Below are 13,862 nucleotides of genomic sequence, written 5' to 3'. Positions count from 1 at the left end.
AAACCCTTTGCAAAAACAGGGAAAATTTGCTCCCTGTCCGGGCCAGCGGTAAACTTCAGAAAATTTTGAGGAGTAGAAAAATGACCGGTACATCTCAACCCATCGATCGCCAGACATTGCTGGAGCTGGCTAACAAACTGATCCGTGAGCATGAAGATACGCTGGCAGGTATTGCCGCCACCGATGTTACCCAGCGCAATGGCGTGCTGGTGTTCAGCGGTGAGTACTACCTGGATGAGCAAGGTCTGCCGACGCCGAAAAGCACGGCAGTATTCAATATGTTCAAATACTTAGCACATGAACTTTCTGAAAAGTATCATCTTATCGACTAAGTAAAAACGCGAGGCTTCTGGCCTCGCGTTTTGTTTACATCAGGGGTTTTTGCCCGCGCTGCCACCAGCGCATCAGCAGATGGTCAATACTCTCTGTCGCACTGCCGGTAAACCGCTCCATCATTTTCTTCCGTTGCTGGTAGCGGACGCCGATAACTTCATGATTCTCATACAGGCTGAGTAGCAATTCGTCGCTGGTGCCAATCTGATCAATCAGACCCTTCTCCAGCGCCTGGGAACCGTACCAGTGTTCACCGGTCGCCACGCTTTCAATATCCAGCGCCGGGCGCATCTGATGAACAAAATCTTTAAATAAGTCATGGGTTTCATTCAGGCTTTCGCGGAATTTCTGTCGCCCTTCTTCGGTGTTTTCACCCAGTAGCGTTAGCGTACGTTTAAACTGTCCGGCAGTGTGCAACTCAATATCGATCTCTTTGCCTTTCAGGAAACGGTTGAAGTTAGGGATCTGCGCCACCACGCCGATAGAGCCAATAATGGCGAAGGGCGCGGCAACAATTTTATCCGCCACGCAAGCCATCATATAGCCACCGCTGGCTGCCACTTTATCAACGGCGATCGTCAGTGGGATATGTCTGTCGCGCAGGCGCTGTAATTGAGAAGCCGCAAGACCGTAGCCGTGCACCACTCCGCCGGGGCTTTCAAGCCGCAGAACAACCTGATCCTGCGGTTTTGCCACGGTCAGCACGGCGGTAATTTCCTCGCGCAACCCGCTGACTTCTCCGGCGTCCATACTGCCTTTGAAATCCAGCACATAAACGCGTGATTTTCCTGAGTCAACGCTTTTCCCTGCTTTTGCTTTCGCCTTGGCTTCCTTTGCTTCCTGCTTGAGCTTTTTCTTCTGCGCTTTATGCCACTGTTTCTGCTGATGATCGTCCAGCAACGAAGCGGACATCTCTTCCTGCATCTCTTTATACTGCTCGCTCAAACGGGTAATTTTCAGCTCGCCCCGCTGACGCTTGCGCTGCGTCAGATTGACAATCAGTACCGCTATCACCGCAATCGCCACTACCACGGTCGCGATCTTGGCCAAAAACAGACCATATTCAGACAGTAATTCCACGCGTACCACCTCGGTTACACCAATAATCATGGCTCCAGTGTACATGAGCCATCCGGGCGCGTCTCGCGCAAGCCGTGCACCAAATGTGCCATGTTGCTGAATTTTTTAACACTCTTTGGCTTAAAGGTTGCGCAACTCTCCGCGAGGCCGATTGAAATAGCCTGTCATTTAAGGCATAAAGCCAACATATGAAGGTGAATACCGGCCCGGCCTGAGGAGGCAGTATGCATTATCAGCCGCAACGCGATCTGCTAAACGACCGCATAATTCTTGTTACCGGTGCCAGTGACGGCATCGGTAAAGAGGCCGCCCTGACCTACGCTCGCCACGGCGCGAGCCTGATTTTGCTCGGACGCCAGGAAGCGAAATTACGCCAGGTCACGCAGGCAATAAATGACGAAGGTCAGCAGGCACAATGGTTTACTCTGGATATGGCAACCTGCACGCCGGAAGAGTGCCAGCAACTGGCGGCAACGATCGCTGCCACCACACCACGCCTTGATGGCGTGCTGCACAACGCCGGTTTACTGGGCGATGTCTGCCCGATGAGCGAACAGGATCCCGCAACCTGGGATGCCGTTATGCAGGTCAACGTCAACGCAACGTTCTATCTTACGCAGGCGCTTCTTCCTTTATTACTTAAATCAGATAGCGGTTCGCTGGTGTTTACCTCTTCCAGCGTGGGACGTCAGGGGCGCGCCAACTGGGGCGCTTACGCAGCGTCAAAATTCGCCACCGAGGGAATGATGCAGGTGCTGGCCGAAGAGTACCAGAACCGCCTGCGGGTCAACTGTATCAACCCGGGCGGCACGCGCACCAAAATGCGTGCCAGCGCCTTCCCGACAGAAGATCCGCAAAAACTGAAAACCCCCGCCGATATTATGCCGCTCTATTTGTGGCTGATGGGCGATGACAGCCGACGAAAAACCGGGATGAGCTTTGATGCACAACCCGGCCGTAAACCAGGGATTGCACAATGAGTGAAGAACGTTATCAGCAACGCCAACAGCGCGTAAAAGAACGCGTTGATGCCCGCGTGGCCGCCGCGCAGGACGAACGTGGAATTATTATTGTCTTCACCGGCAACGGCAAAGGCAAAACCACCGCGGCATTCGGCACCGCCACGCGCGCTGTCGGCCATGGGAAAAAGGTTGGCGTGATCCAGTTTATTAAAGGAACCTGGCCTAATGGCGAGCGTAACCTGCTGGAGCCATTGGGCGTGGAATTTCAGGTCATGGCGACTGGTTTTACCTGGGACACGCAAAATCGTGAAAGCGACACCGCGGCTTGTCTGGCGGTGTGGCAACACGCGGAGAGGATGCTGGCAGACCCTTCTCTGGACATGGTGCTGCTCGATGAGCTGACCTATATGGTGGCGTATGATTATTTGCCGCTGGAAACGGTGCTGAACGCGCTGCGCAACCGTCCGCCGATGCAAACGGTGATCGTTACGGGACGCGGCTGCCACCGGGATATTCTGGAACTGGCGGACACGGTCAGTGAACTACGCCCGGTAAAACATGCTTTCGAAGCAGGTATCAAAGCGCAGATTGGTATTGATTATTGATGGCAATTCTGGCCTGGCGATGATGCAGGCCCGTTGACGAGCAACGCCAACGCAGGCGATAAAAAAGGGGCTTTCGCCCCTTTTCTGTTAATCGTTTTTGTTACGCGTACTGCCAGGACGGCGAGTGCCGCCAGGCTGGCTGTGGCGCTTCACGGCACGACGGATCTGGTTTGCTTTCATGCGGCGACGATCTTTCTCGACTGCCACTTTTGATTGCGTTTCCGCTTCCAGGCCAACCAGCTCGCGCAGATAGTTGGTCTGCGCCAGATCCAGCTCGGTCCAGCCGCCGCGAGGCAGGCCTTTCGGCAGCGGGATATCGCCGTAACGTACGCGGATCAGGCGGCTAACCTGGACACCCACCGCTTCCCACAGGCGACGCACTTCGCGGTTACGCCCTTCGGTCAGGGTCACGTTGTACCACTGGTTAATCCCTTCACCACCGCTGAATTTGATGGTTTTAAATGCCGCCGGGCCGTCTTCCAGTTGCACACCGCGCGCGAGATCGCGCAGCTTCGCATCATCCACTTCACCAAATACGCGCACGGCGTATTCACGCTCAACTTCACGGCTCGGATGCATCAGGCGGTTCGCCAGCTCGCCGTCGGTGGTGAACAGCAACAGACCGCAGGTATTGACGTCGAGACGACCAACAGCAATCCAGCGCGCACCGCGCAGTTTTGGCAGACGATCGAACACCGTCGGGCGGCCTTCAGGATCGTTGCGGGTACAGAGCTCGCCTTCTGGTTTGTAGTACGCCAGCACACGACAAATCTGCTCAACGGACTCTTTCACCGAAATGAGATGACCATCGATGCGAATTTTCAGCCCCGGCGTCACCTCAACGCGGTCGCCCAGGGTAGCGATTTTACCGTCCACACTGACGCGGCCAGCTTCAATAATAGATTCGATCTCACGGCGGGAGCCGTGGCCAGCTCGCGCCAGCACTTTCTGTAGTTTCTCGCTCATAGAGCATCCTTAGGTGTCGCCTTCACAGGCGTCGAATAGGGTTATCAGTCCGGCGAAGCCGCTGCTGAAATGGCCGCGTAGTATAGCGGCTTGCGCCGCTATAAGAAAGGTTTAACGTCACCGACGCCTTCGCGAAGCACGACCGGCGAGTCATCGGTTAAGTCTATTACGGTCGTTGGTTGCTGCCCGAGATAGCCGCCGTGAATGATCAAATCGACGACCTTCTCCAGTCGGTCTTTGATTTCATCAGGATCGGATTCGGTAAAATCGCTGCCCGGCAGCATTAATGACGTCGAGAGCATCGGCTCATTGAGCGCTTCCAGCAGGGCCAGCGCAATTGGATTCGACGGCACACGCAGCCCAATGGTTTTGCGTTTTTCCTGCAATAAACGACGCGGCACCTCTTTTGTCCCTTTCAGGATAAAAGTGTAATTACCGGGTGTATTGTTTTTAATCAGACGAAACGCCACGTTATCAACGAACGAATAGGTCGACAGCTCGGACAGATCGCGACACATCAGCGTGAAGTTGTGGCCATCCGGCAGATGACGGATGCGACAAATCCGCTCCATCGCGCCTTTATCCTCGATTTTGCACCCCAGCGCATACCCGGAATCGGTGGGATAAACAATCACACCGCCCTTACGCACGATCTCCACCGCCTGATTAATCAATCGCGGTTGTGGGTTGTCCGGATGAATATAAAAAAACTGACTCATACTTCCCTCTCTTACGTTTTACTGCGGCTGCTCCCATTTCAGCCAGACGCCTTCAACACCGGCCGGTAGCCAGAGTTTTCGCCCCAGTTCAATCCACGGGCAGGACTGATGGAAATCCGATCCTTGCGACGCCAGCAAACCATACTGGCGGGCATACCCGGCGAGCTGCGCTCGTTCATTGGGAGCCTGCTGGCATTGGGCAACTTCTATCGCCTCCCCGCCGCGGTCAGCAAAATGCGCCAGCAGTCTTTTCAGCCATTTAGCGGAAAGGTTATATCGACCAGGATGGGCCAGCACCGCCGTTCCGCCAGAATGATGAATCACTTCAATAGCTTGTTCTATTGTACACCACTGCGGCGGAACATATCCCGTTTTCCCGCGCGCAAGATATTTTTTAAAAACATCGGCGATGTTACTGGCCTTACCCTGCTCCACCAGAAAGCGTGCAAAGTGACCACGCGTCACGCTCGCGCCCTGCGCCAGTCGCTGTGCGCCTTCCCACGCGCCGGGAATATGCGCTTTTTCCAGACGCCCGGCAATCAGTTGCGCGCGCTGAATACGACGCGCGGACTGCTGCTGCAAAAATTCGCACATCGCCGGGTTTTCGATATCAATGTTCAGACCCACGATATGGATTTCATGATTTTCCCAGACGGTGGAGATTTCCACGCCACTAATTAATTCCAGCGCCAGCCCGGCACGGACAATTTCAGCCCGTGCCGCAGGGATCGCGGCTGTGGTATCGTGATCGGTAATGGCCAGCGTGCCCACGCGCATTTCTACCGCGCGATGTACCAGTTGTTCCGGAGAAAGCAAGCCGTCAGAGGCGCTGGTGTGGCTATGCAGGTCATAAATTATGGCGTAGTTCGTGTCGCTCAAAGCGGCTCCGTAGATTTATCAGGACATCTGTTTGCGCCCTATCATAACGGTTAGCCAACTTTTTCTGAAATCGAGGGTTGACTTTCTTTCCATGAACCAGTTAACTAGTACGCAAGTTCACACGACAAGGTATCGCAACAATGAATGCACATTTCTCTGTTACTCGCTGGTGGCGCACTCCCTGAACAGGGCTGTGAGATCACGTGCGCATTCAGCATACCGATACCCGGCCCGCTCACTCAGCGGGCTTTTTTTTGAACAAATTTATGAGAGCGACTATGCAAACGCAAAAACCAGCACTCGAACTTCTGACAAGCAACGCCGCATACCGCGACAATCCGACGGCGCTGTTCCACCAATTATGCGGCGATCGCCCGGCCACGTTGCTGCTGGAATCCGCCGATATCGACAGCAAGAATGATTTAAAAAGCCTGCTGCTGGTCGATAGCGCGCTGCGCATTACCGCGCTGGGTGACACTGTCACTATTAAGGCGCTCACCGCCAACGGCGCTTCCCTGCTAAATCTGCTCGATGCGGCGCTGCCCGCCGGGGTTGAAAACACCGTGCTGACGGATGGCCGCGAATTGCGTTTCCCGTCGGTCAGCACGCTACTGGATGAAGATGCCCGCCTGTGCTCGCTCTCGGTATTTGACGCTTTCCGACTGCTGCAAACGCTGGTGGACGTCCCGGCAGACGAACGCGAAGCGATGTTTTTTGGCGGCTTGTTTGCCTATGACCTGGTCGCCGGTTTTGAAGATTTACCGCAGCTTGCCCACGATCGTCGCTGCCCGGACTACTGCTTCTATCTCGCGGAAACATTACTGGTAATCGACCACCAGAAAAAGCAAACGCGTATCCAGGCGAGCCTGTTCAGCCAGGACGCCAGCGAAAAAGCACGCCTGCTTGAGCGTGTTAACGTCCTGCGCCAACAACTGGATCTGCCCGCAGAGCCGCTGCCGGTGCAGACCGTGACGCATATGCGTTGCGAGACCAATCAGAGCGACGAAGAGTACGGTGCCGTTGTACGGGAGATGCAGAAAGCGATTCGCAGCGGCGAAATTTTCCAGGTTGTCCCGTCGCGCCGTTTTACGCTGCCTTGCCCCTCGCCGCTGGCCGCTTATGAAGTGCTGAAAAAGAGCAACCCCAGCCCGTATATGTTTTTCATGCAGGACGATGATTTTGCCCTGTTCGGCGCCTCGCCGGAAAGCTCACTGAAATATGACGCCAGCAACCGCCAGATTGAGATCTACCCCATCGCCGGAACGCGCCCGCGCGGTCGTCGCCCGGATGGTTCTCTGGATCGCGATCTCGACAGCCGTATCGAACTCGATATGCGTACCGACCATAAAGAACTTTCTGAGCACCTGATGCTGGTCGATCTGGCGCGTAACGATCTGGCTCGCATCTGTACGCCTGGCAGCCGTTATGTTGCCGACCTGACAAAAGTGGATCGTTATTCATACGTTATGCACCTGGTTTCCCGCGTGGTGGGCGAACTGCGTCAGGATCTGGATGTGCTGCACGCTTATCGCGCCTGCATGAACATGGGAACGCTTAGCGGCGCACCGAAAGTCCGCGCTATGCAACTGATTGCCCGGGCCGAAGGCGCACGACGCGGCAGCTATGGCGGCGCTGTCGGTTACTTCACTGCTCACGGCGATCTGGATACCTGCATTGTCATTCGTTCCGCGTGGGTTGAGGACGGTATTGCCACCGTTCAGGCCGGCGCCGGCGTGGTACTGGATTCTGTACCGCAGTCTGAAGCCGATGAAACCCGTAATAAAGCTCGCGCGGTTCTGCGCGCCATTGCCACTGCACACCACGCACAGGAGACGTTCTGATGGCTGACATTCTGCTGCTCGATAATATCGACTCTTTTACTTACAACCTGGCGGATCAGCTGCGTGCAAGCGGACATAATGTGGTGATTTATCGCAACCATGTACCCGCACAAACTTTAATTGACCGTCTGGCAACGATGCAAAACCCGGTGCTGATGCTGTCACCAGGCCCGGGCGCGCCGTCTGAAGCAGGCTGTATGCCGGAACTGTTGACGCGTCTGCGCGGCAAGTTACCGATTATTGGTATCTGCCTTGGGCACCAGGCGATTGTCGAGGCCTACGGTGGCTATGTCGGCCAGGCCGGTGAAATCCTGCACGGCAAAGCCTCCAGTATTGAACATGATGGCCAGGCGATGTTTGCCGGTTTAAGCAATCCATTGCCGGTGGCGCGTTACCATTCGTTGGTTGGCAGCAATATTCCCGCAGGGTTGACCATCAATGCGCATTTCAACGGCATGGTGATGGCGGTACGTCACGATGCGGATCGCGTCTGCGGCTTCCAGTTCCATCCGGAATCGATCCTCACCACGCAGGGCGCACGCCTGCTGGAGCAGACGCTGGCCTGGGCGTTGCAGAAACTGGAGCAGAGCAACACACTGCAACCGATTCTGGAGAAACTTTACCAGGCGCAAACCCTCAGCCAGCAAGAGAGCCACCAGCTCTTCTCGGCGGTGGTGCGCGGCGAGCTGAAACCTGAACAACTGGCCGCAGCGCTGGTCAGCATGAAGATCCGCGGTGAGCACCCGAACGAAATTGCCGGTGCCGCTACGGCGCTGCTGGAAAATGCCGCGCCCTTCCCGCGCCCGGATTATCCGTTCGCGGATATCGTCGGTACCGGCGGCGATGGCAGCAACAGCATCAATATTTCCACCGCCAGCGCGTTTGTCGCTGCCGCGTGCGGGCTGAAGGTCGCTAAACACGGCAACCGCAGCGTTTCCAGCCGTTCAGGTTCATCCGATCTGCTGGCCGCATTTGGTATTAATCTGGATATGAATGCCGACAAATCGCGCAACGCGCTGGATGAACTTGGCGTCTGCTTCCTGTTTGCGCCGAAATACCACACCGGTTTCCGCCACGCAATGCCGGTACGTCAGCAGTTGAAAACCCGCACCCTGTTTAACGTGCTGGGGCCGCTCATCAACCCGGCGCATCCGCCGCTGGCATTAATTGGCGTTTACAGCCCGGAGTTGGTGCTGCCGATTGCGGAAACCTTGCGTGTTCTCGGTTATCAGCGCGCTGCCGTCGTGCATAGCGGCGGGATGGATGAAGTGTCATTACATGCGCCGACGCTGGTTGCGGAGCTCAATAACGGTGAAATTAAAAGTTACCAGTTAACTGCCGAAGACTTCGGCCTGACGCCTTATCATCAGGAACAGCTTGCGGGCGGCACGCCGGAAGAAAACCGTGACATTCTGACGCGCTTATTACAAGGTAAAGGCGAAACTGCTCATGAAGCCGCTGTGGCCGCCAACGTCGCGGTGCTGATGCGTCTGCACGGCAACGAAGATTTGCGGGCCAACGCGCAGAAAGTACTGGATGTGCTGCACAGCGGAGCAGCCTACGACAAAGTCACCGCACTTGCGGCAAGAGGATAAAAGATGCAGACCGTTTTAGCGAAAATCGTCGCCGATAAAGCCATATGGGTTGCGGCGCGCAAGGAGCAACAACCGCTGGCCAGCTTCCAGAACGACGTCGTGCCGAGTACACGCAGCTTCTACGATGCCCTGCAAGGAACACGGACCGCCTTTATTCTGGAATGCAAAAAAGCGTCGCCGTCCAAAGGCGTTATCCGTGACGATTTCGATCCGGCGCGCATCGCCGGCGTTTATAAACATCACGCTTCGGCGATTTCCGTACTGACCGATGAGAAATATTTCCAGGGCAGTTTCGATTTTCTGCCCATCGTTAGCGCCATCGCGCCACAGCCGATCCTGTGCAAAGATTTTATTATCGACCCATATCAGATCTATCTGGCGCGTCACTATCAGGCCGATGCCTGCCTGCTGATGCTGTCAGTGCTGAATGACGAACAGTATCGCCAGCTTGCTGCCGTGGCCCACAGCCTGAAGATGGGTGTGCTGACTGAAGTGAGTAACAAGGAAGAATTGCAACGTGCCATTGCGCTGGAAGCGAAAGTGGTTGGCATTAATAACCGCGATCTGCGCGATCTGTCGATTGATCTCAACCGTACTCGCCAGCTTGCACCGCTTCTGGGTAAAGGCGTCACGGTGATCAGCGAGTCCGGCATTAATACTTACGCCCAGGTTCGCGAACTAAGCCACTTTGCCAATGGTTTCCTGATTGGTTCGGCGCTGATGTCTCATGACGATCTCGATGCCGCCGTGAAACGCGTGCTGCTCGGCGAGAACAAAGTTTGCGGATTGACTCGCGCCGAAGATGCCCGCGCCGCCCATGAAGCGGGCGCGATTTACGGTGGATTGATTTTTGTCGCCTCCTCGCCGCGCGCCGTCTCCGATGAACAGGCGCAAGCGGTAATGCAGGGCGCGCCGCTGCAATATGTCGGCGTGTTCCGTAACGCCCCGGTTGAAGATGTGGTGGCGAAAGCAAAAGCGCTGGTACTTTCTGCGGTGCAGTTACACGGCAGCGAAGATCAGGCCTATATTGACGCTCTGCGCGCGGTATTGCCTGCGCAGACGCAAATCTGGAAAGCGCTAAGCGTCAGCGACACCCTGCCGCCACGTAACTTACAGCAGGTCGATAAATATCTCTTCGACAACGGCCAGGGCGGCAGCGGCCAAAGCTTCGACTGGTCACTGCTGGCCGGCGAACCGCTCGATAATGTGCTGCTGGCTGGCGGCCTGAGCGCAGATAATTGTGTGCAGGCGGCGAAAACCGGCTGTGCCGGACTCGATTTTAATTCAGGCGTGGAGTCGGAACCGGGTGTTAAAGATGCCAGCAAACTGGCTTCGGTTTTCCGTACACTGCGTGCTTATTAAGGAAAGAAGAGAATGACAACACTATTGAACCCATGGTTTGGCGAGTTTGGCGGCATGTTTGTTCCACAGATCCTGATGCCCGCGCTGCGCCAACTGGAAGAAGCGTTTGTCAGCGCCCAGAGCGATGCGGATTTTCAGCGCCAGTTTAACGATCTGCTGAAAAACTACGCCGGACGTCCGACTGCGCTGACGAAATGCCAGAACCTGACTGCCGGTACCCGCACCACGCTGTACCTGAAACGTGAAGATCTGCTGCACGGCGGCGCGCACAAAACCAACCAGGTTCTCGGTCAGGCGCTGCTGGCAAAACGGATGGGCAAAACCGAAATCATTGCAGAAACTGGCGCGGGGCAACATGGTGTTGCATCGGCGCTTGCCAGTGCTCTGCTCGGTCTGAAGTGCCGCATCTATATGGGCGCAAAAGATGTTGAGCGCCAGTCGCCGAACGTCTTCCGTATGCGTCTGATGGGTGCAGAAGTGATCCCGGTACACAGCGGCTCCGCCACGCTGAAAGACGCCTGTAATGAAGCGCTGCGCGACTGGTCCGGCAGCTACGAAACCGCGCACTATATGCTCGGTACTGCCGCTGGCCCACACCCGTTCCCGACCATTGTGCGTGAATTCCAGCGCATGATCGGCGAAGAGACCAAAGCGCAGATCCTCGAAAAAGAGGGACGCCTGCCGGATGCCGTGATTGCCTGCGTCGGCGGCGGCTCAAATGCTATTGGCATGTTTGCCGATTTTATCGATGAAACCAGCGTTGGTCTGATTGGCGTTGAACCGGCCGGTCACGGTATTGAAACCGGCGAACATGGCGCGCCGCTGAAGCACGGCCGCGTGGGTATCTATTTCGGCATGAAATCGCCGATGATGCAGACCGATGAAGGCCAGATTGAAGAGTCTTACTCCATCTCCGCCGGGCTGGATTTCCCGTCTGTCGGGCCGCAACATGCGTATCTCAACAGCATTGGTCGCGCTGATTATGTGTCGATTACTGACGACGAAGCGCTGGACGCTTTCCAGGTGCTGAGCCGCCATGAAGGGATTATTCCGGCGCTGGAATCTTCGCACGCCCTCGCCCATGCGCTGAAAATGATGCGCGAAAACCCGGATAAAGAGCAGCTGCTGGTGGTTAACCTCTCCGGCCGCGGCGATAAAGACATCTTCACCGTACATGACATCCTGAAAGCGCGAGGGGAAATCTGATGGAACGCTACGACAACCTGTTTAAACGGCTCGCCGACCGGAAAGAAGGCGCTTTCGTTCCCTTCGTTACACTGGGCGATCCGTCGCCGGAACAGTCGCTGAAAATTATCGATACGCTGATCGAAGCTGGCGCGGACGCGCTGGAACTGGGGATCCCCTTCTCCGATCCGCTGGCCGACGGCCCGACGATCCAGAGCGCGACGCTGCGCGCTTTCGCCGCAGGCGTTACGCCGACTCAGTGCTTTGAAATACTGGCAACCATCCGTCAGAAGCATCCGACCATTCCAATTGGCCTGCTGATGTACGCCAACCTGGTGTTCAGCGGCGGCATTGATGAGTTTTATGCCAAATGCGAAAAAGTCGGTGTCGATTCCGTGCTGGTGGCCGATGTGCCCATTGAAGAGTCTGCCCCCTTCCGTCAGGCGGCGATGCGCCACAATGTTGCGCCAATCTTTATCTGCCCGCCGAATGCCGATGATGAACTGCTGCGCCAGATTGCCTCTTATGGCCGCGGTTATACCTATCTGCTGTCGCGGGCTGGCGTAACCGGTGCGGAAAACCGTGCGGCGCTGCCGTTGCATCACCTGGTGGAAAAACTGAAGGAATACCACGCTGCGCCGCCGTTGCAGGGCTTTGGTATCTCTGCGCCGGATCAGGTTGCCGCTGCGGTGAACGCAGGCGCAGCGGGCGCGATTTCCGGCTCGGCGATTGTCAAAATCATCGAAAAAAATCTGCAAAACCCTACAGCGATGCTGGCTGAGCTGAAAGAGTTTGTTCAGAGTCTGAAAGCCGCTACGCTGCCGCGTTAATTCTGTTGCCGCCTGTTCGCTCAGGCGGCTTCTTCTTGCTTCAGTAGTGTCTGCGCATACTTCTGGACCAGCCGGAACAGCGACTGAACATCATCGGGTTCCCAGCCGTCGAATGTCGCATTCATCAGCCGCTGCCGCGCTGCATCAATTTTCATTGTCATCGCTTTGCCCTCTTCGCTGATGGTGAGTTCGCTCACCCGTTTGTCCTGCGGCTGACTTTTTTTCACCACCAGCCCGGCCTGCTCCAGTTTTTTCACCTGGCGGCTTACCGTGGTGTAATCCCGTCCGACACGGTTAGCCAGTTCAACCACGCCAATGGGGCCAAAACGTTCAACCGTCACCAGCAGCGGAAACAATACCTGATCAAGGGTGATATCTGCCGCGCGCATCAGCGCCATATCACGTAACGGATGATTCATCACGCCAATAATAGTGAGTAACGCGCGATGGAAGTCATCGATGTCATAATTAATATGTGCATTTTGCATATAAATTCCTGATGGTGTAGAGTGGCAATCTCAATATGTGCATTTTACACATAAACCCTGACGGAGAGAATTCTATGTACGCAGCCATTGTCCACCAGACCAACCAGCCCCCAAGTTATGCCAGCTTCGCCATGCCTGAAGCCCGACAGGGCGAGTGTCTGATCACCGTTAACGCCGCCGCGATAAGTCATGTGGTGAAAAGCCGCGCATCAGGCCAGCATTACAGTTTTGATGGTGCGCTACCCTTTGTGCCGGGTATTGATGGCGTCGGCACACGACCAGATGGCCAGCGTGTCTGGTTTGCTTTTCCGCGCGCGCCATGGGGCAGCATGGCAGAGTTTGCGCCAGTTGCGGAACAGCACTGCATCCCTCTGGTGGATGGGCTGGACAGCATCAGTGCCGCGGCGATGGCAAATCCGGGCATGTCAGCCTGGGCTGCACTGGCAACCCGCGCGGGCCTCCGTCGCGGTGAAACGGTGTTGATCAATGGCGCAACAGGCAGCGCCGGACAACTTGCGGTGCAGATTGCCCGCTACCTCGGCGCGGGGAAAATTATCGTCACCGGGCGTAACGCCGCCGTTTTGCACAGTCTTGGCGCAGATCACGCGATCAATCTGACGGATGAGAGCGAAGCGCTGCGCCAGCAATTCGCTGGCGCCTTCGCGACTCCTGTCGATGTGGTGGTGGATTATTTGTGGGGTAGTAGCGCAGAACTGATCCTCACCGCCGCCGCGAAGGCAAAATCGCCAACCCGCTTTGTTCAGGTGGGTGCGCTTTCCGGGCAGGATATCCGTTTGTCCGGCGCCTGGCTGCGCGCAGCGCCGATCCAGTTGATGGGCAGCGGCATCGGTAGTTTATCGTTACCTCAGCTGCTGCAAGCTACCGCAGAGATGTTCGCCGTGGCGCTACCGGCGCAACTGCGTATTGCCACTACGCCTGCGCCTCTGAGTGACGTTGAAACTGCCTGGCTGCGTGATGACAGCCAGAAAAGAACCGTTTTTGTTATCAGCTAATGGT

14 protein-coding genes and 1 other annotated feature are annotated in these 13,862 nt (G+C 56.1%); of the genes, 9 read left to right on the top strand and 5 right to left on the bottom strand.

Translation table 11 applies throughout. The features are described from left to right. Nucleotides 1-80 precede the first annotated feature (80 nt). Nucleotides 81-332 carry a YciN family protein gene (locus tag CWM66_RS12365; protein WP_007371930.1) on the top strand — a complete coding sequence of 84 codons (252 nt, stop codon included), beginning with the start codon at nt 81-83 and terminating at the stop codon, nt 330-332. Between the two features lie 34 nt (nt 333-366). Here the strand turns inward: CWM66_RS12365 and sohB are convergent, their stop codons facing one another. Beyond that, nucleotides 367-1,413 carry a protease SohB gene (gene sohB / locus CWM66_RS12360; RefSeq protein ID WP_007371929.1) on the bottom strand — a complete coding sequence of 349 codons (1,047 nt, stop codon included), beginning with the start codon at nt 1,411-1,413 and terminating at the stop codon, nt 367-369. A gap of 224 nt (nt 1,414-1,637) precedes the next feature. Between sohB and CWM66_RS12355 the strand changes: the two genes are divergently transcribed. Together CWM66_RS12355 and cobO are read left to right on the top strand one after the other, a co-directional pair. Then, on the top strand, nt 1,638-2,393 hold the full coding sequence (locus CWM66_RS12355; RefSeq protein WP_090396748.1) for a YciK family oxidoreductase: 756 nt from the start codon (nt 1,638-1,640) through the stop codon (nt 2,391-2,393). Next, nucleotides 2,390-2,980, top strand: a complete 591-nt coding sequence (gene cobO / locus CWM66_RS12350) for a cob(I)yrinic acid a,c-diamide adenosyltransferase (protein WP_007371927.1) — start codon at nt 2,390-2,392, stop codon at nt 2,978-2,980. The genes CWM66_RS12355 and cobO overlap by 4 nt, the downstream gene beginning before the upstream one ends. A gap of 87 nt (nt 2,981-3,067) precedes the next feature. Here cobO and rluB read toward each other — a convergent pair whose 3' ends face one another. The 3 genes from rluB to rnm all read right to left on the bottom strand — a co-directional run bounded on the left by rluB (nt 3,068) and on the right by rnm (nt 5,544). Then, nucleotides 3,068-3,946: a 23S rRNA pseudouridine(2605) synthase RluB gene (gene rluB / locus CWM66_RS12345; protein ID WP_043953489.1), complete on the bottom strand. Its 879-nt coding sequence runs from the start codon at nt 3,944-3,946 to the stop codon at nt 3,068-3,070. Between the two features lie 98 nt (nt 3,947-4,044). Then, the gene (locus CWM66_RS12340) at nt 4,045-4,665 is read right to left on the bottom strand and encodes an L-threonylcarbamoyladenylate synthase (protein ID WP_072439812.1); all 621 of its coding nucleotides are present in this window, start codon (nt 4,663-4,665) and stop codon (nt 4,045-4,047) included. 18 nt (nt 4,666-4,683) lie between these two features. Beyond that, nucleotides 4,684-5,544 carry an RNase AM gene (gene rnm / locus CWM66_RS12335; protein ID WP_107146707.1) on the bottom strand — a complete coding sequence of 287 codons (861 nt, stop codon included), beginning with the start codon at nt 5,542-5,544 and terminating at the stop codon, nt 4,684-4,686. Between the two features lie 161 nt (nt 5,545-5,705). Then, nucleotides 5,706-5,800, top strand: a sequence feature (Trp leader region). A 22-nt stretch (nt 5,801-5,822) separates the two neighbouring features. Between rnm and CWM66_RS12330 the strand changes: the two genes are divergently transcribed. The 5 genes from CWM66_RS12330 to trpA are packed head-to-tail and all read left to right on the top strand — an operon-like array spanning nt 5,823 to nt 12,357. Next, nucleotides 5,823-7,385, top strand: a complete 1,563-nt coding sequence (locus CWM66_RS12330) for an anthranilate synthase component 1 (RefSeq protein ID WP_071920885.1) — start codon at nt 5,823-5,825, stop codon at nt 7,383-7,385. Beyond that, entirely contained in the window at nt 7,385-8,980 is a 1,596-nt protein-coding gene (trpD, locus tag CWM66_RS12325; RefSeq protein ID WP_035885524.1) for a bifunctional anthranilate synthase glutamate amidotransferase component TrpG/anthranilate phosphoribosyltransferase TrpD, read from the top strand. The genes CWM66_RS12330 and trpD overlap by 1 nt, the downstream gene beginning before the upstream one ends. A 3-nt stretch (nt 8,981-8,983) precedes the next feature. After that, a complete protein-coding gene (gene trpCF / locus CWM66_RS12320; protein WP_090396746.1) occupies nt 8,984-10,342 on the top strand; it encodes a bifunctional indole-3-glycerol-phosphate synthase TrpC/phosphoribosylanthranilate isomerase TrpF in 1,359 nt (452 codons plus the stop codon). A gap of 12 nt (nt 10,343-10,354) precedes the next feature. Next, the gene (trpB, locus tag CWM66_RS12315; RefSeq protein ID WP_007371920.1) at nt 10,355-11,548 is read left to right on the top strand and encodes a tryptophan synthase subunit beta; all 1,194 of its coding nucleotides are present in this window, start codon (nt 10,355-10,357) and stop codon (nt 11,546-11,548) included. Beyond that, a complete protein-coding gene (gene trpA, locus CWM66_RS12310; RefSeq protein WP_007371919.1) occupies nt 11,548-12,357 on the top strand; it encodes a tryptophan synthase subunit alpha in 810 nt (269 codons plus the stop codon). The genes trpB and trpA overlap by 1 nt, the downstream gene beginning before the upstream one ends. Before the next feature lie 20 nt (nt 12,358-12,377). Here trpA and CWM66_RS12305 read toward each other — a convergent pair whose 3' ends face one another. Continuing rightward, the gene (locus CWM66_RS12305) at nt 12,378-12,845 is read right to left on the bottom strand and encodes a MarR family winged helix-turn-helix transcriptional regulator (RefSeq protein WP_035885521.1); all 468 of its coding nucleotides are present in this window, start codon (nt 12,843-12,845) and stop codon (nt 12,378-12,380) included. Between the two features lie 74 nt (nt 12,846-12,919). Here CWM66_RS12305 and CWM66_RS12300 point away from each other — a divergent pair, with 74 nt between their 5' ends. Further along, nucleotides 12,920-13,858, top strand: a complete 939-nt coding sequence (locus tag CWM66_RS12300; protein ID WP_107146706.1) for a zinc-binding alcohol dehydrogenase family protein — start codon at nt 12,920-12,922, stop codon at nt 13,856-13,858. Nucleotides 13,859-13,862: the final 4 nt, after the last annotated feature.

Source organism: Kosakonia sp. H7A (genome assembly GCF_003028445.1).
In the GTDB taxonomy this organism is placed as follows: domain Bacteria; phylum Pseudomonadota; class Gammaproteobacteria; order Enterobacterales; family Enterobacteriaceae; genus Kosakonia; species Kosakonia radicincitans.
This window is presented reverse-complemented; position numbering and strand designations above follow the sequence as displayed.